We start from the raw sequence: 26,568 nt of genomic DNA, 5'->3' as shown, positions 1-26,568 counted from the left end.
TGCGGCGGCGCGCGCCGTGAGCGGGTCGGTGGCGGGCGTGGCGGGGCGCGCGGTGGCCCGGCGCTGGGCGCGGACACTGGCGGGCGGGGCGAGCGGCGGGGGTGGCACGGAGGCGCTGATGCGGGGCATTGGGCGCACCGTCCGGCGCGCCCGTCGGGGCGCAATCGGGCACTGCAATCCGTACGGCATCCGTACGGACGGGGCCTCGTGGTCGTCGTTGCCGGCGCTGTTCCGACACTGGCTGTGGACGGCCGCAGAGGCCTGGAGCCCAGTGTTTCCGGGGATTGTGCTGTGGAGTTGTAGGGCGGAGGGCGAGGGATTCGAACCCTCGAGAGGTTTCCCCCTAGCGGTTTTCAAGACCGCCGCACTCGGCCACTATGCGAGCCCTCCTGGGCCTCACACGCTACCGAGTCGGCCAACTGCTCAGAGCGGGCGGCAGACGGAGACGATCGTCGCGTCGTCGGCGGTGAGGTCGCGGGAGTCGACGGCGGAGCCGATGGTCTCGGCGGTGATCACGTCGAGCGAGGCGAGAGTGGCGGCGAGGCGGGCCCGGCTTACGTCGTTGTCCTCGGTGCGGCGCTCGATGAGACCGTCGGAGAAGAGGACGAGGGCGGCGCCCCGGGCGAGGGTGAAACGGCTGACCCGGTACACCGCCTCGGTGAGCCCGACCGGCGTCGAGGTGGTGACCGGCGCGGCGTACGGGCCGGCGGCGGGATCGATGCAGAACGGGATGGGGTGGCCGGCGCTCACGGCCTCGACCTCGCCGGTGGTCAGGTCGATACAGGCGACGACGGCAGTCGCGAATACGCCGCCCAGCAGCCGGGTCGTGAAGCGGTTGAGCTTGGCCAGGGCCTCGTCCGGGCCGAGCCCGTCGAAGAGGTAGGCCCGCAGAGCGTTGCGCAGCTGGGCCATCCGGCCGGCGGCGGCCACCCCGTGCCCGGCGACGTCACCGAGAACGGTCGCCAACCGGCCGTCGGGCATGAGGAAGGCGTCGTACCAGTCGCCGCCGATGCGTCCGCCCTCGGCGGGCTCGTAGGAGGCGGTGAGCGTCCAGTCGGGCAGCTGGGGCAGTTCGGGCAGCAGGCTGCGCTGCAACGCCCCGGCGAGGCGCAACTCGCTGCGCGCGCGCTGGTACATCGCGGTGATCGCATGACTTCGGAGCTGGACAGCGAGATCGACCTCGTACCGTGCCCACGGGCGCGCGCGGCCGCGCACCGTCTCGCGCCACCGCTCGAACGACTTGCGCGGGCTCAGCCGCACGGTGTCGCCCTCGCGCACGGCGATCGCCTTGTTCTGCGGGTCGCCACCCCAGTCGACGAAGTGCAGCTCCTCGGCCCGGAACCAGGCGACGTACTGGTCGTCCGGCAACGTCACGACCAGGGCGCCGCTGGCGAGTGACGACGGCGGCGCGGAACCGGGCATGAACTCGGTCAGCGAATCGGTTGCGGTCACCGTCTCACCCGTCGAGTGCGCCCACTGCGCCACCCGCGAGACGTCGGCGGCGTCGGGCACCGAGCCCCGGGTCTGCCGATCGCCGCCGATCTGCACGACGACACCGTCGGCCCGGACGAGATCGAGCAGGTCCGGCGCGCAGAGCACCGACGAGCGGTTCACCCTCGTCCAGGGTGGCCGCGACGATCTTGGCCAGGGTCTCCTGGGTCTGCAGCCGGTCGCGCAGCTCGTCCTCGTCGGCCTGGTCCCCCATCCGCAAGGACAGCGTGGAACCGAGGAACTCGGCGGCGGCGCGGGTGCCGTACGGCGGCAGGTGCGGCCCGGCGTAGTGGTGGCAGGCGATGAGGCCCCACAGGCGCCCGGCGCGCATCAGCGAGATCGACATCGACGCCCGGACACCCATGTTCCTCAGGTACTCGATGTGGATGGGCGAGACGCTGCGCAGCGTCGAGTGCGTGAGGTCGACCGGCTCCCCGAGCGCGGGATGCAGCGTCGGCACGATCGGCGACGGCACGTAGTCGACGTCGGAGATGAGCCGGAGCCAGTTCTTCTCGTACAGCGCGCGAGCCTGGGCCGGGATGTCCGAGGCCGGGTAGTGCAGCCCGAGAAAGGAGTTCAGGTCGTCCCGGCGGGCCTCGGCCACGACCTCGCCGTTGTACTGCTCGTCGTAGCGATAGACCATCACCCGGTCGAACCCGGTCAGCTCGCGCACGGCTCGGGCCGTGACGTCGTAGAGCTCGCGCATGGAGCCCGCCCGATTGAGCTCCTCGACCGCACCGCGGACGGCCAGGTAGGTGTTCGGGAACGAGAACGGCCGCGGGCCGAAGGCGACCTCGAGCTCGAGCAGCAGCACGCCGCGCGCATCGCGGTGCAGGATCGCGTCGAAGCTCTGCTCCCCCTCCCGGACCTCGAGCCGGACGTCCAACGGGTTGCGCGCGCGCAGGTCGGAGAAGGACGCGGCGGCGCGCTGGATGATCGCGGCCGGGCCGGGCCCGACGGCCGTGGCCAGCGGTCGGCCCAGCACGTCCTCGACCGGCACCCCGAGCAGGTCGACGATGTTGGCGCTGACCTGCTGGATGTCGAAACCCGGCTCGCGCAGCACGATCAGCACGCCGCGCGGCTGGATGCTGCCCGGGATGTGGATCGGCTCGCGGGCGCAGTTGTCCAGATCGATCGGCGTACCGACCGGAAGCAGGCCCTCGTCCGAGGTCACGCAACCGCCTCGCGGCGCAGCGGCGCGACCCACTCGGCCAGGGCGTCGAAGCTGCGGGCGGCCGCCGAGGCCACCGCATGGGCCCGGATCTCGTCGCCGTCGACCCACGCCTCGAGCACCTCGTGGTAGCGCCGCCACATCGGGCCGGGTCCTTCGGCGTACGGCGTGAACGACCGCACGGCGAGCCCCAGGGGAACGATCCGGCGCGAGATCACAGCGCCGCCCAGGGTCGAGCCCTCGGCGACGTAGAGCCAGCCGAGCGCGTCGGCGTCGGTCGCCGGGACGGCCACGGGTGACGGCGCCGCGGCGCGGTCGAGGGGCGCACCGAGAGCTGCCACGTCGCCCCGCAGCACTTCGGCGCGGCGGCGACGCGGCCAGTCGAGCTCGCCCGCCAGCGCCGGCGCGTCGGCCGCCCACGCGTCGAGCGCCCGCTCGGCCGCGTCCCAGAGGGAGTGGAAGCGGACGAGGACGGCGCCCAGCCGGGCCGGGGTGAGCGCGGGGTCGAGAAGATCCAGATCGGCCTCGACCTGCTCGTGAGACGCTCGCGTGCGCTGCCTCAGCTGCGCTGCCATCGCGCTCAGCCTGATCCCTCCCCGATCCAGTCGCGCCGCCGGTCGCCCGACAGCCCAGCAAGCCTAACGGGGCGCCCGCCCGGAGCGGGTCGAGAAGAACGCGGAGTCCGCCCGGCCGACGCTGGGCGCCCGCCCGACAAAGGCCTACGATTCGCCCGACCCGGACGTGTCGACGCTCCCGGTCCGAGGAGGGTCGATGCGCACGACGCCCTGGGTTCGACGGCTGCGCCACGCCGGTGTGGCTGTGGTCGTAGCCGTGTCGTTGGCGGGCGCCGTGGGCGGTCACGTCGCCCCGGCGGCCGCTGCCACGCCGACGTGGTCGGCACCGGTCGCCGCGGATCCGTCGACGGGTGGACTGACCTCGGTGTCGTGCCCGACCACCACGTTCTGCCTGGCGGTCGGGCTGAGCGGTCGGGTGGCCTTCTACTCCTACGGTCATTGGCGCCAGCACGTGCAACTTACCCAGGCCGGTCCGGACAACGGATTCGTCTCGGTGTCCGGACCAGCAACACCTTCTGCGTCGCCGTGGACGGCCGCGGCTACGCAGCGGTCTTCACCGGCAGCCGCTGGCAGTTCACCCGCCTGCTCGACTCCGGTCTCGTCGGGGTCTCGTGCAGTACCCGCGGGAGCTGCGTCGCCATCGGGACGCGGTACGCGTTCCACCTGTCGGGGTCCACCTGGTCGAAGGCCACGGCCGTCACGACCACGAACGGCTCGCTGAGCGCCGTCTCGTGCGCCACCACGACCTTCTGCATGGCCGTCGGGTACGACAGCACGCGCGGCGGCGTGGCCTACCGCTTCACGGGTACACGCTGGACGGGTGCCTTCGTCACCTCCTCGACGCGGGACGGCGGCGGCCCGGGGACCGTCGACTGCCTGAGCCCGACCTACTGCCTCGGTGGCGGCCGGAGTGACGTGACCGCGACGTTCAACGGGCACGCGTGGGCGATCCGGGCCCTCGGCGATCACCTCGGTTTCGGCGACAGGGGCCTGTCCTGCGCCACCACGACCTTCTGCATGTCGGTCGGCTCCAACTACCCGCGGTCCCGCGCGGCTCGGTGGAGCGGCTCGTCCTGGGATCCGGCCCGGGCCATCGGCTACGGCACCTACCTGCACTCCGTCTCCTGCCCGACCCGCAGTTGGTGCATGGCCGTCGGCCTGACCGGTCAGGCGATCCAGTACGCCAACGGCGGCTGGGGCCGCCCGGTCTTCGTCGACGCCCGACGGGGCGAGCTCACCTCGGTGTCGTGCGTCGACGCCGCGTTCTGCATGGCGGTCGACGCGAACGGTGACGCGACCCGATGGGACGGCAGCCGGTGGGGCTACCCGTCGAAGATCGACGCCCAGGACTACCCGGAGAACGGGCCCAGCGGGGTCTCCTGCACTGCCCGCTCGTTCTGCCTGATGCTCGACAACCACGGCGGGGCCCGGCGCTGGAACGGCGCGAGCTGGCAGATCGCGCCGAGCTCGCCGTTGGGCGGACCGACTTCGGTGTCCTGCGTGTCCGCGACATTCTGCGTCGCCACGGACTTCGTCGGGGCGGCCAGCGTCTTCACCGGCGCGGGCTGGACCCACCCGACCGCAGCCGTGGTCTCGGGTGCCGGTGGGGCCACCACGGTGTCCTGCACGACGACACACTTCTGCATGGCGGCCGCGGTTCCCGGCATCGTCAACCGTTTCGACGGCAGCCGCTGGCTGATGCGCATCCGACTGGCTGCGGAGAACGTCGCACTCAACGCCATGGCGTGCGCGTCGCCGACGTTCTGCCTCGCGATCGACGGCAGCGGTCGGGCGTTCCGCTACACGGGATCGGCCTGGGTAGCGGCCGCCACCACCACCTCGGCGGAGACGTCCCTCACCTGCCCCACGTCGACGTTCTGCCTGGTCATCGACGCCGACACAGTCGACATCTTCGACGGGTCGACCTGGACCACCGAGAACCTGCCGGCCCTGCCACCGGAGATCGGTTTCACCGCCGCCGACTGCTCCGGGCCGACCTTCTGCGCGGCCGTCGGGAGCGGGTACGTCAGCGTTCGCCGCTGAGCAAGACCGTCACGGGCCCGCGGGCCGATCGTTGATCCTCCCGTGCGCGCGCTGCTGAGATTCCTCCTGACCATTGCCGTCATCGCCGGGGCCGGGTTCGCCGCCCTCACGGGTGGGACGCCCGCTGCCGGAGGAGCGACGCACTACGCCCCGCTCGACCGTCCGGGGCCGAGGCTCAGCGTGCCGTCCACGGCCCTCGCGGCCGCGCTGTCGTGCCACGGCACGCCGGCGTCCTCGACGCTGGAACCGGTGCTGCTCAACCCCGCCACCGGCGTCACGCCCGACCAGAACTACTCGTGGAACTACGAGCGCGCGTTCACCGCACAGCACCGCCCGTGGTGCGCGGTGACCATGCCGTTCCACACCCTCGGCGACATCCAGACCGCGGGCGAGTACCTCGTCTACGCGATCCGGACGATGCACGCCCGGGCGCACCGGCGCATCGCGGTCATGGGGCACAGCCAGGGCGGCATGTCGATGCGGTGGGCGCTGCGCTTCTGGCCGGACACGCGGGCCATGGTGGACGACGTCATCGGCATGGCCGGTTCGAACCACGGGTCGACGGCTGTCCCGGTCTGCAAGCGGGGATACACGAGCTGCACGCCGGCGGTCTGGCAGCAGCAGGACACCGCCCGCTTCATCCAGGCCCTCAACAGCGGCGCCGAGACGTTCGCCGGGATCAGCTACACCGAGATCTTCACCCACACCGACGAGGTCGTGCAGCCGAACGGCACCGACGCGTCGTCGTCGTCGGCGCTGCACACCGGCGCCGGCGCCATCACGAACGTGTCGACGCAGGACATCTGCCCGCTCGACGTCGACGAGCACCTGGCCATCGGCACGCTCGACCCGGTGGCCTACGCGCTGGTGATGGACGCCCTGGACCACGCCGGTCCGGCCCGGCCGAGCCGGATCTCGCGCGGCGTCTGCCTGCAGGTGTTCCAGCCGGGCGTGAACCCGCTGAACGCCCAGAACTACCTGCAGATCCTGGCCGGCTCGTTCGGGTTGCTCTCGGTGCCGCTGCCGAACGTCAACCTGGTGAACGCTCCCGAGGTGGCCGCCGAGCCCCGGCTGCGCTGCTACACGACGGCCGCGGGCTGCTGATCGGCGTATTCCCGGCGCCGCAGTGGCGCACCTCTCGCGGCGATCCGGAAAAAGCGGAGTCGAGTCCTCCGAATCAGGTGTACGGTAATCCTCGAAGCGGAGAGACCTCCTCCGTTACACCGTTTCCTGGAGAGCCAGATGTCAGTCGACCACCTGCAGAAAACCGATCTGCACACCCGTATCCCTGAGGCGTCCGCGGACAACCCGCACCACGCCCGCCGCTGGTGGATCCTCGCGGTCCTCGGCGTGGCCCAGCTCATGATCGTCCTGGACGCCACGGTCGTGAACATCGCGCTGCCCACCGCGCAGACCGATCTCGCCTTCTCCGACAGCGCCCGCCAGTGGATCGTCACCGCGTACGCGCTGGCCTTCGGCTCGCTGCTGCTGATCGGCGGCCGCATCGCCGACGTCATCGGGCGCAAGTGGGTCTTCGTCATCGGCCTGGCCGGCTTCGCGATCGCCTCGGCCGTCGGCGGCGCCGCGGTCGACGTCGGCATGCTGATCGGTGCCCGCGCCGTGCAGGGCGCCTTCGCCGCGCTGCTCGCCCCGGCGATCCTGTCGCTGCTGACCACCACCTTCACCGACCCGCGCGAGCGGGCCAAGGCTTTCGGTGTCTTCGGCGCCATCGCCGGCACCGGCGCGTCCGTCGGCCTGCTGCTCGGCGGCATCCTGACCGAGTACGCCAACTGGCGCTGGACGCTGTTCGTCAACCTCTTCCTCGTCGGCATCGCGCTCACCGGTGGCATCAAGCTGCTGAGCCACAGCAAGGCGGCGCACCGCGCGAAGCTCGACATCACCGGCACCGTCGTCGTCACCGCCGGCCTGTTCGCCCTCGTCTACGGCTTCTCCCACGCCGAGACCGACGGCTGGGCCAACGGCATCACCATCGGCATGCTGGTCGCCGCCGGTGTGCTGCTCACCGCGTTCGTGTTCGTCCAGCAGCGCGTGCACAACCCGCTGCTGCCGCTGCGCATCGTGCTCGACCGCAACCGCGGCGGCTCCTACCTCGCGATGTTCGCCTCGGCCGCCGGCATGTTCGCCGTCTTCCTGTTCCTGACCTACTACCTGCAGGCCTCGCAGGGCTACAGCGCGGTGCAGACCGGCGTCGCGTTCCTGCCGATGACGGGCGTGCTCGTGGTCGTCGCCGGCATCGCCAGCTCGGCCCTCATCCCGCGGGTCAGCGCCCGCCTGCTGATCCCGACCGGCATGGCCGCGGCCACCGTGGCGATGTACCTGCTCACCCAGATCGGGCTCGACACGTCCTACGCCTCGCACATCCTGCCCTCGATGCTGCTGCTCGGCGCGGGCCTCGGCCTGGTGTTCGCCCCCGGCTTCAGCCTGGCCACGCTCGGCGTCGAGGCCAGCGACTCGGGCGTCGCCTCGGCCGCGGTCAACACTGTGCAGCAGGTCGGCGGCTCGGTCGGCACCGCGTTGCTGAACACCATCGCGGCCACCGCCGGCGCCACCTACGCGACCACCCACGCCGCCGGCGCCACCAGCGCGGCGGCGGGCAAGCTGCTGCAGGCCAACGCCGCGGTCCACAGCTACACCGTCGCGTTCTGGTGGGCCACCGCGATCTTCGCGGTGGGCGCGGTGCTCAGCGCGATCGTGCTCCGCTCCGGCGTCCCGCAGTACGACGAGTCGGCCGAGACGGTCGTACTCTGACCACGACCGCGTCACGGACGGGAGGTTGGGCATGACCAGCACCAAGGTCGAGCAGCCGGCCTCCCGTCCGCTGCGCAAGGACGCCGCCCGCAACCGCGAGGCCCTCATCGCCGCGGCCCGCGAGGTCTTCGCCCGGCGCGGTTTCGACGCCAGCCTGGACGAGATCGCCAAGCAGGCCGGCGTCGGTGTCGGCACCGCGTATCGCCACTTCGCCAACAAGTACGAGCTGGCCGAGGCGATCATGGAACAGGCCATGGAGTCGGTGGTCGGTCAGGCCGAGGCGGCGGCCCGGGCCGAGGATCCGTGGCAGGGCCTCGTCGAATTCCTCGAGGCCGTCCTCGAACTGCAGACCAGCGACCGCGGGCTGCGCGAAGTGCTCATGGGCGTGCACGACCCGGCCAAGGCCGACGCCGCGCACGACCTGCTCGACGGCCCGGTGACCGCGCTGCTCGAGCGGGCCCAGGCGAGCGGCGACGTGCGGCCCGACGCCAACACCAGCGATCTCGGCTTCCTCATCATGATGCTGTGCCTCGTCGCCGACATCTCCGGCGACGAGACCCCCGGCCTGTGGCGCCGCTACCTGCCCACGCTGCTCGCCGGCCTGCGCCCCGGCGGGGTCGACGAGTCGGTGCCGCCGATGAGCACCGACCGGTTCCGCGCCGCGATGCTGGCCCACAAGGCGATGGCGGTGAAGGCCGCGCAGTCGCGCTGCTGAGTCAGTTCAGCAGCTCGTTGAGCAGGCCGACCGCCTCGTCCACCGAGCCGAGGGTGGCGCACCGCGCACCGCTCTCGGCCGCCAGCTCCTCGGCTGCCTCGCCGTCGTCGCGCGGGGCCACGATGATCAGTTCCGGGACGCCGCGGGCGGCCGGCACCGGGTCCTGCTCGTCGGTGGCCCGGCAGTCCGAGAGCAGCACCACCACCCGCCGCGTCGCCCGGGCGTCGGCGAGCGCCTCGGTGCCGGCCCGGAGCGCGCCCGCCAGCCCGGTGACGCCGTGCCCGCGCAGCTGCAGCACCCGGTTCACGACCTCGGCCGGCGGGGTCACGTCACGCAACCGGCGCACCGGGCGCACATCGCGGCCGAACGCCAGCACGGCGTGCTCGGCCGGCGCCCGCAGCGCGCACGCGGCCGTCACCATCGCCGCGGCGGCCAGCCGCGCGCCGGTCATCGAGCCCGAGTCGTCGACCAGGAGGCACAGCGCGAGCTGGGCCTGACCCCAGTCCCGCGCCGACAGCTCGTCCAAGTGGGCCGGCCGCTGCTCGGCCCGCGCGGTCATCACCGCGTCGAGCGAGGCGTCGAGATCGAGGTCACCGCCGCGCGAGGCCGGCACGAGTCGGGGCCGACCCGTCCCCCTCTGGGCCGGACGCCCCGTGCGCGAGCGTTCGAGGACGAGCCGCGCGGCCAGCCGGTGCGCGTGACGCCGCAGCTCCTCGTCGGTGGCCGTCATCATCTCGGCCAGCATCGCCAGCGAGTCGTCGGGATCCTCGTCCAGCAGCCGGGCGAGCGCGTCCTCGTCGAGCACGCCGACCTCGGGCGACACCTCGGCGAAGCCCTCGTGCTGGGCCAGCTGGTTCCGGCCGATGGTGCGGCCCTGGGGCCGACCTCCCTTGCGTGCCCGCTCGCCCGCCGGTGGCGGCGGGCTCAGGCTTCCCCCGGGGGCGGCGCTCCCGTCGAACCCGGGTCGTCGCCCGCGGGCGGGGTGGACGGCGGCGGGCCGAACACCTTCTCGTAGAGCTCGCGCACGACGTCCTCGGGGGTGCGGTTGCTCGACTCCAGCATGCGGACGCGGCCGGACAGCGCGACCAGCGCGGCGTCCAGCCCGGCGAACCAGTCGGTCGGGTCGACGCCGCGACTCGCACCGAGGCGCCCGGCGATGCCGACGAGGTCGATCGCGCCGCGCACCGACGAGCCGACCCGGACATCGGGGTGCTCGCGGGTGGCGCGGACGAGATCGACGACCGAGGCCCGCCAGGCGTCGTCGGCACCGTCGTCGCGCAGCGCCACGATGCCGGTCTCGGTCGTCGCCGACTGGTAGCCCATCGCGATGCGGCAGGTGCGGTCGTAGATCGCCGAGGAGATGCGGGCCGTGCCGACCGCGTCGTAGGGATTCATCGCCGCGACAAGCCGGAAACCCGAACCGGCCCGCACCACACCGAGGCGCGGCACGTTGAGCTCGGCCTCGGACATGACCGTGATCAGCACGTTGAGCGTCTCTTCCGGGACGCGGTTGATCTCCTCCACGTACAGCAGACCGCCGCTGCGCAGCGCCTCGACCAGCGGGCCGTCGACGAAGATGTCCGGCCGGTACCCCTTGGCCAGCACCTGCGCGGGGTCGAAGTGGCCGACCAGGCGCGCCGGGGTCAGCTCGGCGTTGCCCTCCACCAGGAAGAACGGGACGGCCCTGCTGCCCGCAACCGCGCGCAGCAGGGTCGACTTGCCCGTTCCCGGTGGACCCTCGAGCACCACGTGGGCGCCCGCGTCCAGAGCCGCCGTCAGCAGCTCGGCTTCTCTTTCTCGGCCCAGTACCAGCGTGGGGTTCAGCGGTTCTCCTCTCCCCCGCTCGCTCCGCGAGCGTCGCTCACGAATGCTCGTGCACCACCACACCGCGAACGTTCTTGCCGGCCAGCAGGTCGTCGTAACCCTCCTGCACCTGGTCCAGCGTGTACGTCCTGGTGATGATCTCGTCGAGCTTGAGGTCACCGCTCTGGTAGAGCCCCAGGATCTTCGGGATGTCGGTCGTCGGGTTGCAGTCGCCGAACAGGCTGCCCTTGATGGACTTGCGATACAGCGTGAGGATCGTGCCGGGCAGCTCGATGTTCTGCTCCATCAGCTTGTTCAGCCCGGTGAGCACCACCGTGCCGCCCTTGCCGACCGAGTGGAAGCCGCCGGCCACGATCTCCGAGGTCATCAGGCCCGGGGTCAGGATCGCGGCGTCGGCCATCTGGCCCCGCGTCATCTCGGCGATCGCGCCCATAGCCGCCTCGTCCATGCTCGCGAACGAGTGCGTGGCGCCGAGTTCCATCGCCTTCTCGCGCTTGTTCTCGAGGGGGTCGATGGCGATGACGTTCTTCGCGCCGGCGTAGCGCGCGCCCTGCACGGCGTTGATGCCGATACCGCCGACGCCGATGACGACGACGGTCTGACCCGGCCGCACGTTGGCCGTGTTGACCGCCGAACCCCAGCCGGTGGGCACACCGCAGCCCACGAGGACGGCCTTGTCGAGCGGCAGGTCGTCGTCGACCTTGACCGCGGAGTTCTGGTGGATGACGCCGTACTGGCTGAACGTCCCGAGCATGCACATGGCGCCGTAGTCACCGCGCGGACCGCTCCAGGCGAAGCGCTCACCCGGCAGGTACCCCTCGAGGATGGTCGCGCCCATGTCGCAGATGGACTGCTGGCCCGAGGCGCAGTAGCGACACGTGCCGCAGTTCGGGATGAAGGAGCAGACCACGTGGTCGCCCGGCTTGACCCGGGTGACGCCCGGACCGACCTCTTCGATGATGCCGGCGCCCTCGTGGCCCAGCACCATCGGCAGGCGCGCCTCGAGGTCGCCGTGGGCGACGTGCACGTCGGAGTGGCACAGACCGGCATGGGTGTAGCGGATGAGCACCTCGCCGTCCCTGGGACCGTCGAGGTCGAGCTCCTCGATCTCGATCGGCTTGCCGGCCTCGTAGACCACTGCGGCCTTCGTCTTCATTGGCGCTCCCATCGGCGTGCGACGTCACGGGGCGGGTCCGAACGGGCCAGCCTCTTCAATCCGGTCGTCGACCGGAACTAATGCGTAGCACTTCAGACCGTGCGCGCGAAAGGCCCGGTCCGCATGTCGGGACGAGGAATCAGTCGCGCAGGGCGCGGCGCAGGGCGGCCGCGTCGGCCTCGGTCCAGCCGTGGTCGCGCAGCCAGGCGGACGCGCCCCCGAACAATTCGTCCAGGGTGTCGAGGAGGTGGCGCATCGACGCCGCGCGCGGCTTGTGCTTGTCGACCGGTTCGTCGCCGATGTCGTGCGCGTACGTGCGAGTGGTGCGCATGCGGGCGAAGATCGCCTCGACCCGCTCGGCGCTGGCGGCGTAGTCGTCGACGATCGCGGCCCGGGTGGCGCCGACCTCGGCCAGGGCCAGCGCGACGACCGTGCCGGTGCGGTCCTTGCCCGCGGCGCAGTGCACGATCGTCGCGCCGTCGGTGTAGGCGATGGTGCGCAGGGCGGCGACGATCGAGTCGGCCCGCTCGTTCAGGTAACGCAGGTAGACCGCCGACGCGCCGTGCCGCCGCTCGGCGTCGGTCAGGGCGTTGTCGCGCTCCTGCCAGGGCAGCACGACCGGGGCGTCGTCGTCGGCGTCGGTGACCGCGGCGTCGGTGTTGTGGCCCTCCTCGGGGAACAGCGAGAGGTGCCGGATCGTGACCGCCGGCTCGCGCGTCATCGGGCCGGGCCCCTCGGACTCGACCTCGACGCCGGTGCGCAGGTCGACCACCGCGCGCACCCCGACGGTGTCGACGAGGTGCCGGACGTCGGCCGGGCTGAGCTGCTGCAGGCTGTCCGAGCGGATCAGCCGACCCGAGCGCACGACACCGCCGTCGTCGGTCGGCAGGCCGCCCACGTCACGGACGTTGTCGGCGCCGTCGAGGTCGATCCACTGCGGAATGGTGGGAGAGGACGTCACTCCCCCGACGATACAAATGGGCGATGCCGCCCGGTTCACCAGGCCGAGCGCCGGTAGTCCTTCAGGAAGCAGCCGTAGAGGTCGACCCCGGCCTCGCCCTGGACGATCGGGTCGTAGACGCGGGCCGCGCCGTCGACGAGATCGAGCGGGGCGTGGAAGCCCTCGTCGGCGAGCCGCACCTTGGTGAAGTGCGGCCGCTCGTCGGTGATCCAGCCGGTGTCGACGGCAGTCATCAGGATGCCGTCGGTGAGCATCTCGGTGGCGCTCGTGCGGGTGAGCATGTTGAGCGCGGCCTTCGCCATGTTGGTGTGCGGGTGGCCCGGGCCCTTGTAGCCGCGGCTGAACACCCCCTCCATCGCCGAGACGTTGACGACGTACTTGCGGCGGGCCGGGGCGGCCGCCATCGCGGCGCGGAGGCGACTGATGAGGATGAACGGCGCGGTCATGTTGCAGAGCTGGACCTCGAGCAGCTCGAGCGGGTCGACCTCGTCGACCACCTGCGTCCAACTGTTGATCGTGTCCTGGTCGGGAACGAGCCCGCCGGCGTCGATCGCCGCACCGATCCGGTCCGGTGCGGCCGAGCCGGCGACGAGCGCGAGCCGGGAGATCTCCGCGCCGCGGAGCGTGTCGGGCAGGTGCGGCAGCGGGTGCTGCGAGAGCGAGCCGGCCAGGGCGGCCGGGTGCGCGTCGGACACGTGGTCGAAGGTGAGCAGTTCGGGCAGCGGCCCGTCGGGCAGCGGTTCGGACTCGGCCGCCGCGAGCGGCGCGTAGGCCCCGGGCGAGCGGCGCACGGTCTGGGCCGCGTTGTTGATGAGGATGTCGAGCGGGCCGGCGGCGGCGACCGAGTCGGCGAGCGCGACGACCTGGGCCGGGTCGCGCAGGTCGATGCCGACGATGCGCAGCCGGTGCAGCCAGTCGGCGCTGTCGGGCATGGCACCGAAGCGACGCACGGCGTCGTTGGGGAAGCGGGTCGTGATCGTGGTGTGCGCGCCGTCCCGGAGCAATCGCAGCGCGATGTACATACCGATCTTGGCCCGGCCGCCGGTGAGCAGCGCGCGGCGTCCGGTGAGGTCGGTGCGGGCGTTGCGGTGGGCGTGGTTCTCGGCGGCACAGGCCGGGCAGAGCTGGTGGTAGAAGGCGTCGACCTGGGTGTAGTCCTGCTTGCAGATGTAGCAGGGACGCGGCCGGATGTAGGTGCCGGCGCTCGCCCCCTGGGCCGACGACACGAGCGGGATGCCCTCGGTCTCGTCGTCGATGCGCTGTGGCGAGCCGGTGGCGGTGGCGGCGACGACCGCGCGGTCGGCGGCGTTGATGGCCTCACGCCGCTCGTCGCGCCGGGACTTCTTGACCGCCTTGAAGATGCGCCCGGTGGCCCGGCGCACCGCGATCGCGTCCGGGTGCTCGGACGGCAGCCCCTCGGCGATGCGCAGTACCTCGAGGCAGCGGGCGAGGTCGTCGGGATCGATGCCCATCGGCTGGCTCGCCGGCGATACGGCATCCACGGTCACCGCGTCACGATAGGCGATCGGGTCGGTCGGACCCCTGTGCTTCGCTGTAAAGGTGATCTCCCGAACCTCCCGGCGCCCCATCGGTGCGGTGGCCGTGACCGTCCTGCTCGCCTCGACGCTCGCCGCGTGCACCGGCAGCTCCGGCCCGCCGGCGGAGCGGACCGCGGCCCAGAAGTTCCTCGACGCCGTCGGCGCGGGCGACGCGACGACGGCCGGCGCCCTCACGTCGTCGCCGGCCACGGCGACCCCGGCGCTCAAGGCCGATCTGGCCGGGCTGGGCGCGAAGGGCACGCTGCACGTCTCGGGGGTGCACACCTCGGGTTCGCGCTCGACCGTCGACTTCACCGCGGCCTGGACGCTCCCCGGCGCCACCGCGCCGTGGCGCTACACCGGTCAGCTGGGCCTCAGCCGTCCCGCCAAGGCGTGGCAGGTGGTGTGGAACCCGGCCGAGATCCACCCCGGGCTGGTCGAGGGCACCCACCTGCAGGTCGCCCACGTGGCTCCACCGCGGGCCGCGCTGAACACTCGCGACGGCCGCCCCGTCTTCGCCGACACCCCGGTGGTCGCGATCGGCATCGAGCCCAAGCTGGTGAAGGACCTGCCGGCGCTCGCCCGCACGCTCGCCGCCGTCCCGCAGCTGCAGTCGACCGCGGCCGAGATCACGACGGCGGTGAAGGCCGCGGCCCACCCCACCGACTTCGTCCCGGTGATCACGTTGCGTCGCAGCGTGTACCTGCCGATCCGGGCGACGATCCACGACCTCGACGGCACCGTCTTCCGCGACGAGACGCAGCTGCTGCCACCCTCGGCGCACTGGGGTCAGCCGCTGCTGGGCGCGGTCGGCCCGGCCACCGCCGAACTGGTGCAGAAGTCGCAGGGGCGTCTCGCCGCCGGCGACGACACCGGGCTCGGCGGCCTGCAGCAGGCGCTCGAATCCCGGCTGGCCGGCCGCGCGGCGATCGTCGTCGACGCGGTGAACGACGTCGGGACGACCCTGAAGACGCTCGCCACCGTGCAGCCGGCGGAGCCCGGGACGCCGGTCACCCTCACCCTCGATCGCGCCACCCAGCAGACGGCCGAGAACGCGCTCGCGTCGATCAAGCAGCCCGCGACGATCGTCGCCGTGCAGCGCTCGACCGGACGCATCCTCGCCGACGCGAACAGCGCCGCCACCACCTACGACCTCGGGCTGTCCGCGGCGCTGCCGGCGGGCTCGACGTTCAAGATCGCCACGTGGGCGGCGGCGTTCACCGCCGACCCGACGCTGACCCCGGCGAGCACGGTCGCCTGCCCGGCCACCACCACCGTCGACGGACGCCGCTTCGAGAACGAGAACCGGTTCAGCTACCCGCCGATCCCGATCAGTGCGGCGTTCGGCTACTCGTGCAACACCAGCGCGATCAACGAGGTGATGACGCTGCCGGCGGGCGCGCTGCGGGCATCGGCCACCGCGCTCGGTCTCGGCGCGTCGTGGGCCCTGCCGGTCACGTCCTTCCCGGGCTCGCTGCCGGTACCGGCGAGCCAGACCGAGCGGGCGGCCGACGCGATCGGTCAGGGTCGCGTCCTCGTCTCACCGCTGTTGATGGCGCTCATGGCCGGCGCGGCGTCGTCGGGGCTCGTGGTCACGCCCTCGCTCGAGGCCGGCGTCGCCCCGAAGGTGTCGTCCCGGCTGCCGACGTCGCTGGTCGCGAAGATGACCGCGCTGATGAAGGCGACCGTCGAACTGCCGGGCGGCACCGGTCACGGCCTGGCCGACCTCGGCGGCGTCGAGGGCAAGACCGGCACCGCCGAGTACGGCACGGCCACGCCGCCGCGCAGCCACGCCTGGTTCGCCGGCGTCCGCGGCGACCTCGCCTTCGCCGTGTTCGTCTACGACGGGGCGTCGGCGAAGATCAGCCCGGTGAAGCTCAGCCACGCGTTCCTCGCCGCCCTGCCTTGACCGGTCAGCGGACCCGGGAGCCGGCGAGACGTCGGCGTCGGCGCACGGTGTGGACGACCAGGTATCCGGTCAGCCCGACGCCGGTGATGGCGTGCCAGCGGGTGCGGGTCGGCGACGCGAGCCAGTCCCACAGACCCGACGCGAGCATGGCTGCGGTCAGCACCACGAGCACCGAGTCGGACACCGCGAGTCGGCCGGACGGGCCACCCAGCGTCCGCATCGCCAGCAGGCGCCGGGCGAGCCGGCCCGAGACGCGGCGGCGCTGGGCGAGATGGACGACGACGAGGCCGACGAAGAGCAGGCCGGCGAAGATGTGCAGGCTGAGCGTCGGCTCGAACACGAGCGAGACGGTGGCCGAGGCGATGAGTCCGAGGTGCACCGCGAGCCGCGCGGTCGCTGATCGGGTCCGGGGTACCGAGGCCATGTCCTCAAGCGTCGCCGCGAACCGGAGCGCGACACATCAGGGGACGCCCGGAGGCAACCCCGTTCTTCGGTCGGGTGCTCGCTACGGGAAATGGGCGCTGATCGTCGACCCCTTGGCCGCCTTCGCGCCGGCCTTGGGCGTGGTCCGGTCGATGAGGGTGGTGGCCGGCGGGTCGGTGGTACCGGTCGGATCGGTCTCGAACTTGAACGACGACTTCCCCAGGGCTGTCACCGCGGCGTCGTGGGTCAGCCCCACCAGGTTGGGGACGGTCTCGAGGGCCCCGGTTGCCGTCAGCAGGTCCTCGCTGGCCCGCGCGGCCGAGTTGGACGAGAAGTAGAACGCGATCGCCGCGCCGACGCTCGCCGTGAGGCCGCCCATCAGCGTGCTGCGCAACGTCGCGTCGTCGATGCCGAAGGACAAGGCGCAGAAGATCAGCAGGCCGAGCACCAGGGCGATGGCGAGCCAGGCCCGGATGTAGCTCGACCCCATCGAAGCGGCATGCGCGCCCTGCTTCGTGCGGGCCCAGATCACGACCCCGCCGGCGGCGAGCAGCGCCGCCGCGACGATGAACACCGCCAGCACCGTCTGGTCCCCCGTGAGGGTGGTGGGACCGGTCGGCGAGCGGGGGCTGCTACCCGGCGCCGACGACCCGGGGGACGACGACCCGGCCGATGACGACGCGGCGGCTACCCGCACCACGTCGACGATGGTGGCCATCGCGCTTGACGTCATGGCTGTTCTCCCCCGAGTCGACGGCGGCCGTCGCCGACCTCATGATCGACCTCGCCCCGGTCGAGGACGGAGGGGCGAAGGTCCCGACTCCTCGACGGCTCAACTCCAGGCGAGGCCGGGGTCGGAGGCGTCGTCGGCCAGCACGGTGCCCTCGATCAGGCCGTACGGACGGTCGGCGGCGTAGTAGACCTCGTTGTCGTTGGTCTCGCCGAACGGCGCGAGGTCGACGAGGAAGTGGTGCTTGTTCGGCAGCGCGAGGCGCACCTCGCAGATGTCCGGGACGGCCTCGATGATCGCGGCGCCCATCGCGTAGAGCGTCTGCTGCAGGGAGTAGCTGTAGGTGCCGGCGAACGCGTCGAGCAGGGCGCGGCGGGCGAGGCCGAACGCGCCCGACCAGTCGACCTCGGCGCTGCGGTAACGCCACCGCGCGCTGACCCGGGTGGCCAGGATGCGGTCGTGCGTCTCGGCCAGCGTCGTGTACTCGTCCCGCGGGAAGCCGTGGAACTCGGAGTCGGTCGTGTTCAGCACGACGAGGTCCTCGACGCCGGAGACGACGCTCGGGCCGGCGTCGGCGTCGAGCACCACGACCGTCGTCCGGGTCAGGTCGCCGCTGCGGTGGAAGGAGTGGTCGTGGGTGCCGATGCGGGTCCAGCCGTACTCGTCGACGGCGACCCGGGCACGGGTGATCGGGCCGGCGACGAAGTGCCGCGCCAGGGCCAGCGCGAACGCCTCGGGCTCGACGTCGCCGAGCCGCTTGGCCAGAACGTTGACGACGTTCTTCTGGGTGTCCGTCGCGAGCACGTTGGCGTTGTCGCCGTCGCGGTGCGCCGCCGCCAGATCACCCGACAGGCTGGTCGACACGCAGCGATCGCGGATGACATCGCCGCCGTCGGGCGCGGTGCCACGCGCGATCGAGACGACCCGCACCTCGGCCTTGCCGTAGCGATTGGGCCCGAGGCGCGTCACTGCACACCGCTGATGTACTCGGGGCGCAGCGGCACCCGGGGCAGTTCGCGCCCGCACGCTGCCCGCACTGCCGACACCACCGCCGGCGTGGACGAGATCGTCGGCGGTTCCCCCACCCCGCGCAGCCCGTACGGAGCGGTCGGATCGGCCAGTTCGAGCACGTGCACCTGCATCGGTGGCGTGTCGAGGATCGTCGGGATCAGGTAGTCGGTGAACGACGGGTTGGCGATCTTGCCCTCGCGCACCTGGATCTCCTCCATCAGCGCGAGCCCGAGCCCCTGCGTCGTGCCGCCCTGGATCTGCCCGACCACGAGCTGCGGGTTGAGCGCCTTGCCGACGTCCTGCGCCGTCGTCACCTCGACGAGGCGGACGAGCCCGAGTTCGACGTCGACGTCGGCGATCACCCGGTGCGCGGCGAAGGCGAACTGCAGGTGCGCGTCGCCCTGCCCGACGTCGCCCGGGCCGCCGTGGTCGCGGGTCAACGGCACGGTGGGGCGATGGTGGAACTCGCGGGTCGCTTCGACGACCTCGTCGCCCAGCACGTCGACCAGGTCGGCGAGCGTGACGCCGCCGGGGCCGAGCAGCCGGCCGCCGGCCAGGCTCGCCCCCTCGACCGCGATGCCCTTCGCCGCGGCCAGCGCGAGCACGCCGTCGCGCACGGCCAGGCAGGCCTCGCGCACGGCGCCGCCGGTGCAGTAGCTCTGCCGCGACGCCGAGGTCGATCCGGCGCTGCCGACCGACGTGTCGGCCGGGTAGTTCACCACCTGCCCGACGCCGAGCTCGGTGCGCGCGATCTGGGCCACCACCGTGTTCAGGCCCTGGCCGACCTCGGCGGCGGCGGTGTGCACGGTGGCGGTGGCCTCGTCGCCCAGGACCTCGAGCCGCACCCGTGCGGTCGAGTAGTCGTCGAAGCCCTCGCTGTACCCGACGTTCTTGAAGCCGACGGCGTAGCCGATGCCGCGCTGCACGCCCTCGCCGTGCGTGGTGTTCGAGACGCCGCCGGGCATCGTGCGCACGTCGAAGTCGGTGGCGTCGGGCGGCATTGGCGCCTCGCGCACCCGGCGCAGCAGCTCGGCCACCGGCGCGGCGCTGTCGACGACCTGGCCGGTCGGCAGGCGCGACCCCTCGCGCATCGCGTTGCGGATGCGCAGGTCGACCGGGTCGATGCTCAACCGGTCAGCCAGCTTGTCCATCTGGGACTCGTGGCCGAAGCAGACCTGCACGGCACCGAAGCCACGCATGGCCCCGCACGGCGGGTTGTTCGTGTAGAGCACGTAGCCGTCGACGAGCACGTTGTCGCACTCGTACGGGCCGACGGCGAAGCTGGCCGCGTTGCTCACGACGGCCGGCGAACTCGACGCGTAGGCGCCGCCGTCGAGGATCACCGACGCCTTGACGTAGGCGAGCTTCCCGTCGCGGTTCGCGCCGTGCTCGAAGTGCATCCTCGCCGGGTGCCGGTGCACGTGACCGTAGAACGACTCCTCGCGGGAGTAGACCATCTTCACCGGACGGTTCGCACGCAGCGCCAGCAGGCAGGCGTGGATCTGCATCGAGACGTCCTCGCGCGCCCCGAACGCGCCACCGACGCCGGCCAGCGTGAGGCGCACCTTCGCCTCGGGCAGGCCGAGGGAGCGGGCGACCTGGCGGCGGTCGACGTGCAGCCACTGGGTGGCGATGAACAGGTCGACGCCGCCGTCCTCGGCCGGCACGGCGAGCCCGGACTCAGGTCCGAGGAACGCCTGGTCCTGCATGCCGACCTCGTAGTCGCCGGTGACGACGACGTCGGCGCTGAGCTCCGGGTCGCCGCGGCGGATGCGGACATGACGCAGGATGTTGCCGCCGCCCGGGTAGTGGCTCTGCGTGGGGACGTCGTGCACCAGCGGCGACCCCTCGACCATCGCCGCCCGGCTGTCGACGATCGGCTCGAGCACCTCGTAGTCGACCACGATCCTGGCCGCGGCTCGTCGTGCCGTTTCCGGATGATCCGCTGCCACCACGGCAACGGGCTCTCCGGTGTAACGCACCTGATCGATGGCGAGCACCGGCTGGTCCTCGATCTCGAGGCCGTAGTGCTTCGCGCCCGGCACGTCCTCGTGGGTGAGGACCGCCGTGACGCCGGCGGTGGCCAACGCGGCACCGATGTCGATGCTGCGGATACGGGCGCGCGGGTGCGGGCTGCGCAGCGTGACGCCCCAGAGCATGTCCTCCATCCAGAGATCGGAGGAGTACGCGAAATCGCCCGTGACCTTGGCCGTGCCGTCCGGTCGAAGCGGGGAATCGCCGACGCCACCCTGCGCGCTCGTCGTCGTGGTCGCGGTCTCCGACCGCGTACCGGTCACGACGCCACCCCCGACCGGCGCGAGGCGGCGAGGCGGACGGCGTCGAGGATCTTCTCGTAGCCGGTGCAGCGACACAGGTTGCCGGCCAGCGCCTCGCGGATCTCGGGATCGGTCGGTGCCGGCACGCGGTGCAGCAGGTCGTGCGTGGCGACGATCAGGCCCGGCGTGCAGAAGCCGCACTGCACCGCACCGGTGTCGACGAACGCCTGCTGGATCGGGTGCAGCTCGCCACCGGCGGCATGCGGGTCGGCCAGCCCCTCGACAGTGCGGACGTCGCGGCCCTGGGCCTGGGGCGCCGCGACGAGACAGGCACACACCAGCGTGCCGTCGAGGTAGACCGAGCACGAGCCGCACTCGCCCTGCTCGCAGGCGTTCTTGGTGCCGGGCAGGCCCAGTCGCTCGCGCAGCACGTAGAGCAGGCTCTCGCCCGGCCACACGTCATCGGCGACCTGCTGCTCGCCGTTGACGTCGAGGATCACCCGCATCGGAACTCCTCCCACGTCCAGCGCAAGGTCCGTCGGGCCAGCACCCCGACCGCATGGCGCCGGTAGGCGGCGCTGCCGCGCACGTCGTCGATCGGCCGCGCGGCCGCACCGGCCAGCTCGCCGAAGCGGTCCACGAGCGCGTCGTCCAGCTCGGCGTCCCAGTCGAGCTCGTCGGCCAGGAACGACTCGGCCTCCGGGGTCGGCAGCACCGTGGGGCCGGCCGAGCCGATGCAACCGGCCACCCGCCGCCGGCCGGGATCCAGGGCCAGCGCGAACGAGCAGACCGAGATCACCATCGCGTTGCGCGGGCCGACCTTCGCGAACTGCTGCGGCCCGGCGGCGGTGGGGACGGTGACGGCGCGGATCAGCTCGTCCGGTGCGAGAACGCTGCGCTTCGGGCCGGTGAAGAACGCGCGCACCGGCACCTCGCGCGCGCCGCGCACCGACGCGACCTCGACGACCGCGTCGCCGACGACCAGCGGCGGCAGCGCATCCCCGGCCGGTGAGGCCGTGGCCAGGTTGCCGCCGAGGGTGCCCCGGTTGCGGATCTGCGGCGACCCGACGGTGCGCGATGCGATGGCCAGCGCCGGGACGAGCACGCCGATCTCGTCGATGATGCGGGTGAACGGGACGGCCGCGCCGATGCGGACAGCGCCGTCGACGGCGACCCACTCGCGCAGCTCGGCGACGCCGTTGAGATCGAGCAGCGCCTCGGGCCGGCGCCGGTCGAAGTTGAGGTCGACCATCAGGTCGGTGCCGCCGCTGATCGCGACCGCATGGGGACGCTCGGCCTTGTGCGCCAGGGCCTCGCCCCAGGTCGACGCGGTCAGGAAGTCCATCAGCGCCCCGCGATCGTCGCGCTCGCGGCGGCGGCACGAGCAGCGAGCGCCGCGGCGTCCGCCGTCCGCAACTCACCGTCGGCCACCACCTGCCGGCCGCCCACGAACAGAGCCTCCAGCGTCGGCGCGCCGAACACCAGCGTGCAGACCGGATCCTCGATGCCGGCACCGGGCAGGTCGGCCACCCGCCACAGCGCGAGGTCGGCCTGCTTGCCGACCTCGATCGACCCGATCTCGCCCTCGCGACCGAGGCAGCGGGCGCCGCCCATCGTGGCCATCCGCAGCGACTCCCGCGCGGACAGCGCGAGCGGCCCACCGGCGTAACGCGCGACGAGCAGCGCCTGGTGCAGCTCGTCGACCATGCGGGCCGACTCGTTCGACGCCGAGCCGTCGACGCCGAGCCCGACGGGCACCCCGGCGTCGAGCATCGCCCGCACCGGCGCGATGCCGGCACCGAGCCGGCCGTTGGACGTCGGGCAGTGCGCCACTGCGGTGCCGGTCGCTGCGAAGCGTCCGACCGCGTCGGGCGAGAGGTGCACGCAGTGCGCCATCCAAACGTCCGGACCGAGCCAGCCGAGATCCTCGGCGTACTCGGTCGGCGTGCGGCCGTAGGTGGCCCGGCAGAACTCCTCCTCGTCGTCGGTCTCGGCGAGGTGCGTATGCAGCCGCACCCCCTTCTCGCGCCCCAGCGCGGCGCTGTCGCGCATGAGGTCGGCGGTGACCGAGAAGGGCGAACAGGGCGCGACGGCGACCCGCAGCATCGAGTCCGGCCCGGGGTCGTGCCACCGGTCGATCGCCTCGGCCGTCGCGGTCAGGATCGCGTCGTGCGACTCGACCACCGAGTCGGGCGGCAGCCCGCCCTGCGACTGGCCGAGGTTCATCGAGCCGCGGGTCGGGTGGAAGCGGACACCGACCTGCGCCGCCGCGACGATCTCGGCCTCGAGCAGGTCGCCCGCGCCGTGCGGGAAGACGTAGTGGTGATCCATCGACGTCGTGCAACCGGTGAGCGCGAGCCAGGCCAGGTTGGCCGCCGCGGCGTCGTGGACGAGTTCGGGCGTCAGCCGGGCCCAGATGGGATACAGCGTGGTCAGCCAGCCGAACAGTGTCGAGTCGGTGGCGTAACCGCGGGTGATCCACTGGTAGAGGTGGTGGTGGCTGTTCACGAAGCCGGGCGTGACGAGCAGGCCGGAGGCATCGATGCGGGTGGCGCCCTCGATCGCCGGCGCCGGGCCGTCCCCGACCGCCGCGATCACACCGCCGTCGATGACCACGTGGCCGCGCAGGTGCTCGGTGCCCGTGGCGTCGACCGTCGCCACGGCGCCGCCGTCGAGCACCGTCGTCATGCCGTCTCCTCCTACACCGTTGTAGTGGATCAACGCAACGTCCCCGGACCTGCTACGACCCCCGATAGGTCGAGTACGCGTACGGGCTGAGCAGCAGCGGCACGTGGTGGTGCGCCGCCGCGTCGGTGATCCGGAACGTCACCGCGACCTCGGGGTAGAAAGTCTCGGCCCCGAGGTAGCCCTCCACGTCGAAGCGCAGACGGTACACGCCCGGATCGGCGCCGGAGGCAAGATCGGCAACGCGTCCGTCCGTGTCGGTCGACCGCGCGGCGATCTCGTTCCAGCCGGTCTCGTCCCGGCGCTCGAGGACGACCCGCACGCCGGCGGCGGGACGTCCGGCGACGGCGTCCAGCACATGCGTCGACACGCTCACGCCGGCAACCCTCTCACCGCAGGATCTTCGCGAGGCGCAGGCGCACGATCGCGGTGAGTTCGGCGCGGACGACCGCACGCTCGGACGCCTCGTCATGACCGATGCGCTCGCGCAGCGCCGCCAGCATCTCCTCGGCCGACCGGCCGGTCGCGCAGATCAGGAAGACGTGGCCGAACCGCTGCTCGTACTCGACGTTGCCGGCGCGCAGGGCCGCCGCCGTCGACTGCTCGGCCGTCCCGGACCCGGACTGCTCCTGCTGCGACCAGGCCGACTCGAGGTCGTCACCGCTCGCCCGCTCGCCGATGCGCGGGTGTGCCGCCAGCGCCTCCTCCACGTCGGGCCAGCCGAGCCGGTCGATCACCTCGGCCGAGTGGGCCGTCAGCGCATCGAGGTTCTCGTAGGGACGGTCGGCCGCCATCGCCCCGATCCAGGCCACGCTCGCGCAGGCCGGGCGGAGCAGCAGTTCGGCCGCCGCGGTGGAGACCCGGTCGAAGGCCGTGGTGTCGATGAGCGCCTCGGTCATCAGTTGAACCTAACGCGCCGACCGTTGTGCCACGATCGATCGATGGAGCGCGCCACGATCTTCCGGTCGTCCCGGGTCGTGACGCCCGCGGGTGAGCGCGTCGCGAACGTGGTCGTGCGCGACGGCCTGATCGCCGACGTCGTCGACTCCGCCGATCCGGGCGACGCGATCGTGGTCGAGCTGCCCGCCGACCGCGCGCTGCTGCCCGGCCTGGTCGACAGCCACGTGCACGTGAACGAGCCCGGCCGCACCGAGTGGGAGGGCTTCGCGACGGCCACCGCCGCCGCCGCGGCCGGCGGCGTCACGACGGTCGTCGACATGCCGTTGAACTGCATCCCGCCGACGACGGACGTCGCGGCGCTGGCGGTGAAGCGGGCGGCGACGCAGGGCCAGCTCGCGGTCGACGTCGCGTTCTGGGGCGGCGCGGTCCCGGGCAATGCCGGCGAGTTGCGCGCGCTGCACGACGCGGGCGTGGTCGGCTTCAAGTGCTTCCTGCTGCCGTCCGGCGTCGACGAGTTCCCGCCGCTCGACCGCGCCGGTCTGGGCGAGGCGATGCGCACCATCGCCGCGTTCGACGGTCTGCTCATCGCCCACGCCGAGGACGACTCGCTGATCGCCGACGCACACGGGCCGCGGTACGCCGACTTCCTCGCCTCGCGGCCCGACGCGGCCGAGGTGCAGGCCATCACGGCGCTGCTCGACGAGACGCGCCGCACCGGCTGCCGCACCCATGTCGTGCACGTCTCGAGTGCGGCCACCCTGCCGCTGCTCCGCGACGCGAAGGCGGCCGGTCTGCCGGTCACGGCCGAGACCTGCCCGCACTACCTGACGCTGCGGGCCGAGGACGTCCCCGACGGCGCGACCCAGTTCAAGTGCTGCCCGCCGATCCGCGACGATGCCAACCGTGACGCGCTGTGGGCCGGCCTGCTCGACGGCACGATCGACTGCGTGGTGTCCGACCACTCGCCCTGCACCGTCGAGGCCAAGCGGTTCGACACCGGCGACTTCGGCGACGCGTGGGGCGGTATCGCGTCGGTACAGCTCGGGCTGCCGGCGGTCTGGACCGAGGCCGCCGCCCGCGGCGTCGAGCTCGCCCGGGTCGTGCACTGGATGGCGGCGGCCCCGGCGACGCTCACCCGGCTCACCGACCGCGGCGCCGTCGCGGCCGGCCGGCGGGCCGACCTGTGCGTGTTCGCGCCCGACGACACCTTCGTCGTCGACCCGGCGCGGCTCAGGCACCGCAACCCGATCAGCCCCTACGCCGGACGCACCCTGCGCGGCGTCGTCGAGCAGACCTGGTTGGCCGGCCGCCGCCTCACCGGCGAGCGCGACGGGGCACCGGTGAGGAGAACCGCGTGATCGACGTCAGCCGCCTCACCGACCTCGCCTCGCGGGCGCTGGGCGGCAGCGTCCTGTTCGCCAACGACGACTCGTTCGCCGACGTGCACGCGCTGATCGCGCCCGGGCCGGCCGTCCACGACCCCGCAGCCTTCGCGCCGCGCGGCAAGGTCTACGACGGGTGGGAGACCCGGCGGCGCCGCGAGCCGGGTGACGACGTCGCCCTGATCCGCCTCGGCGTGCCGGGCGTCGTCCGCGCGGTCGACGTCGACACCTCGTTCTTCGTCGGCAATCACCCGCCGGCGGCGTCGGTCGCGATCGCCACCGTGCTCGGCTACCCGGACGCCGACGAACTGCTCGGCGCCCGATGGGCGACGGTCATCGACCACGGCCCGCTGACCGGTGGCGGATCGAACCTGGTCGAGGTCGGGTCCGCGCAGCTGGCCACGCACGTGCGCCTGAGCATCCATCCCGACGGCGGCGTCGCCCGGCTGCGCGTCTTCGGTGACGTCGTGCCCGACCCGCGTCGGTTGGGCGGCCGGGTCGACCTCGCCGCCCTCGAACTCGGCGGGGCGGTCGACGGCTGCAGCAACATGTTCTACGCATCGCCGGCCAACGCCCTCGCCCCCGGCCGGGCGCAGGTGATGTCCGACGGGTGGGAGACCGCGCGCCGCCGGGACGACGGCAACGACTGGCTGACGGTCCGGCTCGCCGCCCCCGGCGCGCTCGAGCACATCGTCATCGACACCACCCGGTTCGTGCACAACGCCCCGGGCTGGGCCCGGGTGACCGACGCCGAGACCGGCGCGGAACTGCTGCCCCGCACCCGGCTCGTCCCCGACACCGAGCACCGCTTCCGGGCCGTCCCCGCCGCGGCCGCCACGCGGGTGCGGCTCGACATCTACCCCGACGGCGGCATCTCCCGGCTGCGCCTGCTCGGCACCGTCGACCCCGCCCAGCGCGCCGCGGTGACGGCGAGGTGGACGCGCACCCTGCCGGCCGACGTGGCCGCGGCCGTCGACCCGACCGAGTTCTTCGGTTGAGGAGGGACGGG

At 72.6% G+C, this 26,568-nt stretch carries 24 protein-coding genes and 1 tRNA gene; 7 read left to right on the top strand and 18 right to left on the bottom strand.

Going from position 1 to position 26,568, the window contains the following annotated elements:
* Positions 1–305 precede the first annotated feature (305 nt).
* The 4 genes from VGN18_RS08515 to VGN18_RS08500 all read right to left on the bottom strand — a co-directional run bounded on the left by VGN18_RS08515 (position 306) and on the right by VGN18_RS08500 (position 3,237).
* A tRNA-Ser gene (locus VGN18_RS08515) sits at positions 306–390 on the bottom strand.
* Between the two features lie 33 nt (positions 391–423).
* Positions 424–1,548, bottom strand: coding sequence for a SpoIIE family protein phosphatase (locus tag VGN18_RS08510; protein ID WP_327539244.1), 1,125 nt, complete (start codon positions 1,546–1,548; stop codon positions 424–426).
* Positions 1,457–2,665, bottom strand: a complete 1,209-nt coding sequence (locus VGN18_RS08505; RefSeq protein WP_327539243.1) for a GAF domain-containing protein — start codon at positions 2,663–2,665, stop codon at positions 1,457–1,459. The genes VGN18_RS08510 and VGN18_RS08505 overlap by 92 nt, the downstream gene beginning before the upstream one ends.
* Entirely contained in the window at positions 2,662–3,237 is a 576-nt protein-coding gene (locus tag VGN18_RS08500; RefSeq protein WP_327539242.1) for a biliverdin-producing heme oxygenase, read from the bottom strand. The genes VGN18_RS08505 and VGN18_RS08500 overlap by 4 nt, the downstream gene beginning before the upstream one ends.
* Before the next feature lie 525 nt (positions 3,238–3,762).
* On the opposite strand from VGN18_RS08500, the gene VGN18_RS08495 reads away from it, so the two are divergent.
* From VGN18_RS08495 to VGN18_RS08480, 4 genes are all read left to right on the top strand, one after another.
* On the top strand, positions 3,763–5,280 hold the full coding sequence (locus VGN18_RS08495; protein WP_327539241.1) for a hypothetical protein: 1,518 nt from the start codon (positions 3,763–3,765) through the stop codon (positions 5,278–5,280).
* A gap of 42 nt (positions 5,281–5,322) precedes the next feature.
* A complete protein-coding gene (locus VGN18_RS08490; protein ID WP_327539240.1) occupies positions 5,323–6,384 on the top strand; it encodes a hypothetical protein in 1,062 nt (353 codons plus the stop codon).
* Positions 6,385–6,522: 138 nt separating this feature from the next.
* Positions 6,523–8,049: an MFS transporter gene (locus tag VGN18_RS08485; protein ID WP_327539239.1), complete on the top strand. Its 1,527-nt coding sequence runs from the start codon at positions 6,523–6,525 to the stop codon at positions 8,047–8,049.
* A 31-nt stretch (positions 8,050–8,080) separates the two neighbouring features.
* Positions 8,081–8,764: a helix-turn-helix domain-containing protein gene (locus VGN18_RS08480; protein ID WP_327539238.1), complete on the top strand. Its 684-nt coding sequence runs from the start codon at positions 8,081–8,083 to the stop codon at positions 8,762–8,764.
* A 1-nt stretch (position 8,765) separates the two neighbouring features.
* Here VGN18_RS08480 and VGN18_RS08475 read toward each other — a convergent pair whose 3' ends face one another.
* The 5 genes from VGN18_RS08475 to VGN18_RS08455 all read right to left on the bottom strand — a co-directional run bounded on the left by VGN18_RS08475 (position 8,766) and on the right by VGN18_RS08455 (position 14,177).
* Positions 8,766–9,587: a vWA domain-containing protein gene (locus tag VGN18_RS08475; RefSeq protein ID WP_327539237.1), complete on the bottom strand. Its 822-nt coding sequence runs from the start codon at positions 9,585–9,587 to the stop codon at positions 8,766–8,768.
* 101 nt (positions 9,588–9,688) lie between these two features.
* On the bottom strand, positions 9,689–10,633 hold the full coding sequence (locus VGN18_RS08470; protein WP_414655028.1) for an AAA family ATPase: 945 nt from the start codon (positions 10,631–10,633) through the stop codon (positions 9,689–9,691).
* Positions 10,626–11,744, bottom strand: a complete 1,119-nt coding sequence (locus VGN18_RS08465) for an NDMA-dependent alcohol dehydrogenase (RefSeq protein WP_327539235.1) — start codon at positions 11,742–11,744, stop codon at positions 10,626–10,628. The genes VGN18_RS08470 and VGN18_RS08465 overlap by 8 nt, the downstream gene beginning before the upstream one ends.
* A gap of 139 nt (positions 11,745–11,883) precedes the next feature.
* Positions 11,884–12,705: a tyrosine-protein phosphatase gene (locus VGN18_RS08460; protein ID WP_327539234.1), complete on the bottom strand. Its 822-nt coding sequence runs from the start codon at positions 12,703–12,705 to the stop codon at positions 11,884–11,886.
* A 35-nt stretch (positions 12,706–12,740) separates the two neighbouring features.
* Positions 12,741–14,177, bottom strand: coding sequence for an SDR family NAD(P)-dependent oxidoreductase (locus VGN18_RS08455; RefSeq protein WP_349259856.1), 1,437 nt, complete (start codon positions 14,175–14,177; stop codon positions 12,741–12,743).
* 88 nt (positions 14,178–14,265) lie between these two features.
* Here VGN18_RS08455 and VGN18_RS08450 point away from each other — a divergent pair, with 88 nt between their 5' ends.
* Positions 14,266–16,152: a penicillin-binding transpeptidase domain-containing protein gene (locus VGN18_RS08450; protein WP_327539232.1), complete on the top strand. Its 1,887-nt coding sequence runs from the start codon at positions 14,266–14,268 to the stop codon at positions 16,150–16,152.
* Positions 16,153–16,156: 4 nt separating this feature from the next.
* Here the strand turns inward: VGN18_RS08450 and VGN18_RS08445 are convergent, their stop codons facing one another.
* The 9 genes from VGN18_RS08445 to uraD form a co-directional block, all read right to left on the bottom strand.
* Complete coding sequence (locus VGN18_RS08445; RefSeq protein WP_327539231.1) at positions 16,157–16,576, bottom strand: hypothetical protein; 420 nt, start codon at positions 16,574–16,576, stop codon at positions 16,157–16,159.
* A gap of 81 nt (positions 16,577–16,657) precedes the next feature.
* Positions 16,658–17,308 (bottom strand): PASTA domain-containing protein, encoded by a 651-nt coding sequence (locus VGN18_RS08440; protein WP_327539230.1) that lies wholly within the window; start codon positions 17,306–17,308, stop codon positions 16,658–16,660.
* 99 nt (positions 17,309–17,407) lie between these two features.
* Positions 17,408–18,274: a factor-independent urate hydroxylase gene (pucL, locus tag VGN18_RS08435; RefSeq protein ID WP_327539229.1), complete on the bottom strand. Its 867-nt coding sequence runs from the start codon at positions 18,272–18,274 to the stop codon at positions 17,408–17,410.
* Complete coding sequence (gene pucD / locus VGN18_RS08430; protein WP_327539228.1) at positions 18,271–20,613, bottom strand: xanthine dehydrogenase subunit D; 2,343 nt, start codon at positions 20,611–20,613, stop codon at positions 18,271–18,273. The genes pucL and pucD overlap by 4 nt, the downstream gene beginning before the upstream one ends.
* Positions 20,610–21,098, bottom strand: a complete 489-nt coding sequence (locus VGN18_RS08425) for a (2Fe-2S)-binding protein (protein ID WP_327539227.1) — start codon at positions 21,096–21,098, stop codon at positions 20,610–20,612. Before VGN18_RS08425 ends, pucD begins: the two co-directional genes overlap by 4 nt.
* Positions 21,089–21,937 carry an FAD binding domain-containing protein gene (locus VGN18_RS08420; protein ID WP_327539226.1) on the bottom strand — a complete coding sequence of 283 codons (849 nt, stop codon included), beginning with the start codon at positions 21,935–21,937 and terminating at the stop codon, positions 21,089–21,091. Before VGN18_RS08420 ends, VGN18_RS08425 begins: the two co-directional genes overlap by 10 nt.
* Entirely contained in the window at positions 21,937–23,280 is a 1,344-nt protein-coding gene (locus VGN18_RS08415) for an 8-oxoguanine deaminase (protein ID WP_327539225.1), read from the bottom strand. The genes VGN18_RS08420 and VGN18_RS08415 overlap by 1 nt, the downstream gene beginning before the upstream one ends.
* A gap of 52 nt (positions 23,281–23,332) precedes the next feature.
* On the bottom strand, positions 23,333–23,653 hold the full coding sequence (uraH, locus tag VGN18_RS08410) for a hydroxyisourate hydrolase (RefSeq protein WP_327539224.1): 321 nt from the start codon (positions 23,651–23,653) through the stop codon (positions 23,333–23,335).
* Positions 23,654–23,666: 13 nt separating this feature from the next.
* On the bottom strand, positions 23,667–24,176 hold the full coding sequence (gene uraD, locus VGN18_RS08405; protein WP_327539223.1) for a 2-oxo-4-hydroxy-4-carboxy-5-ureidoimidazoline decarboxylase: 510 nt from the start codon (positions 24,174–24,176) through the stop codon (positions 23,667–23,669).
* 42 nt (positions 24,177–24,218) lie between these two features.
* On the opposite strand from uraD, the gene allB reads away from it, so the two are divergent.
* A complete protein-coding gene (allB, locus tag VGN18_RS08400; RefSeq protein WP_327539222.1) occupies positions 24,219–25,535 on the top strand; it encodes an allantoinase AllB in 1,317 nt (438 codons plus the stop codon).
* Complete coding sequence (gene alc, locus VGN18_RS08395) at positions 25,532–26,557, top strand: allantoicase (protein ID WP_327539221.1); 1,026 nt, start codon at positions 25,532–25,534, stop codon at positions 26,555–26,557. The genes allB and alc overlap by 4 nt, the downstream gene beginning before the upstream one ends.
* Positions 26,558–26,568 lie beyond the last annotated feature (11 nt).

The organism is Jatrophihabitans sp. (genome assembly GCF_036000465.1).
In the GTDB taxonomy this organism is placed as follows: Bacteria; Actinomycetota; Actinomycetes; order Mycobacteriales; family Jatrophihabitantaceae; genus Jatrophihabitans.
The sequence above is the reverse complement of the archived record's forward strand: the minus strand, read 5'-3'. Positions and strand labels throughout refer to the sequence as shown.

Excerpts from the sequence above, each read along its gene's own strand:
- VGN18_RS08425 (WP_327539227.1), bottom strand. The coding sequence starts at position 21,098 with ATGCGGGTGATCCTCGACGTCAACGGCGAGCAGCAGGTCGCCGATGAC.
- VGN18_RS08420 (WP_327539226.1), bottom strand. The coding sequence starts at position 21,937 with ATGGACTTCCTGACCGCGTCGACCTGGGGCGAGGCCCTGGCGCACAAG.
- VGN18_RS08465 (WP_327539235.1), bottom strand. The coding sequence starts at position 11,744 with ATGAAGACGAAGGCCGCAGTGGTCTACGAGGCCGGCAAGCCGATCGAG.
- VGN18_RS08480 (WP_327539238.1), top strand. The coding sequence starts at position 8,081 with ATGACCAGCACCAAGGTCGAGCAGCCGGCCTCCCGTCCGCTGCGCAAG.
- VGN18_RS08415 (WP_327539225.1), bottom strand. The coding sequence starts at position 23,280 with ATGACGACGGTGCTCGACGGCGGCGCCGTGGCGACGGTCGACGCCACG.
- VGN18_RS08455 (WP_349259856.1), bottom strand. The coding sequence starts at position 14,177 with ATGGGCATCGATCCCGACGACCTCGCCCGCTGCCTCGAGGTACTGCGC.
- allB (WP_327539222.1), top strand. The coding sequence starts at position 24,219 with ATGGAGCGCGCCACGATCTTCCGGTCGTCCCGGGTCGTGACGCCCGCG.
- VGN18_RS08440 (WP_327539230.1), bottom strand. The coding sequence starts at position 17,308 with ATGACGTCAAGCGCGATGGCCACCATCGTCGACGTGGTGCGGGTAGCC.
- VGN18_RS08485 (WP_327539239.1), top strand. The coding sequence starts at position 6,523 with ATGTCAGTCGACCACCTGCAGAAAACCGATCTGCACACCCGTATCCCT.
- VGN18_RS08500 (WP_327539242.1), bottom strand. The coding sequence starts at position 3,237 with ATGGCAGCGCAGCTGAGGCAGCGCACGCGAGCGTCTCACGAGCAGGTC.
- VGN18_RS08445 (WP_327539231.1), bottom strand. The coding sequence starts at position 16,576 with ATGGCCTCGGTACCCCGGACCCGATCAGCGACCGCGCGGCTCGCGGTG.
- uraD (WP_327539223.1), bottom strand. The coding sequence starts at position 24,176 with ATGACCGAGGCGCTCATCGACACCACGGCCTTCGACCGGGTCTCCACC.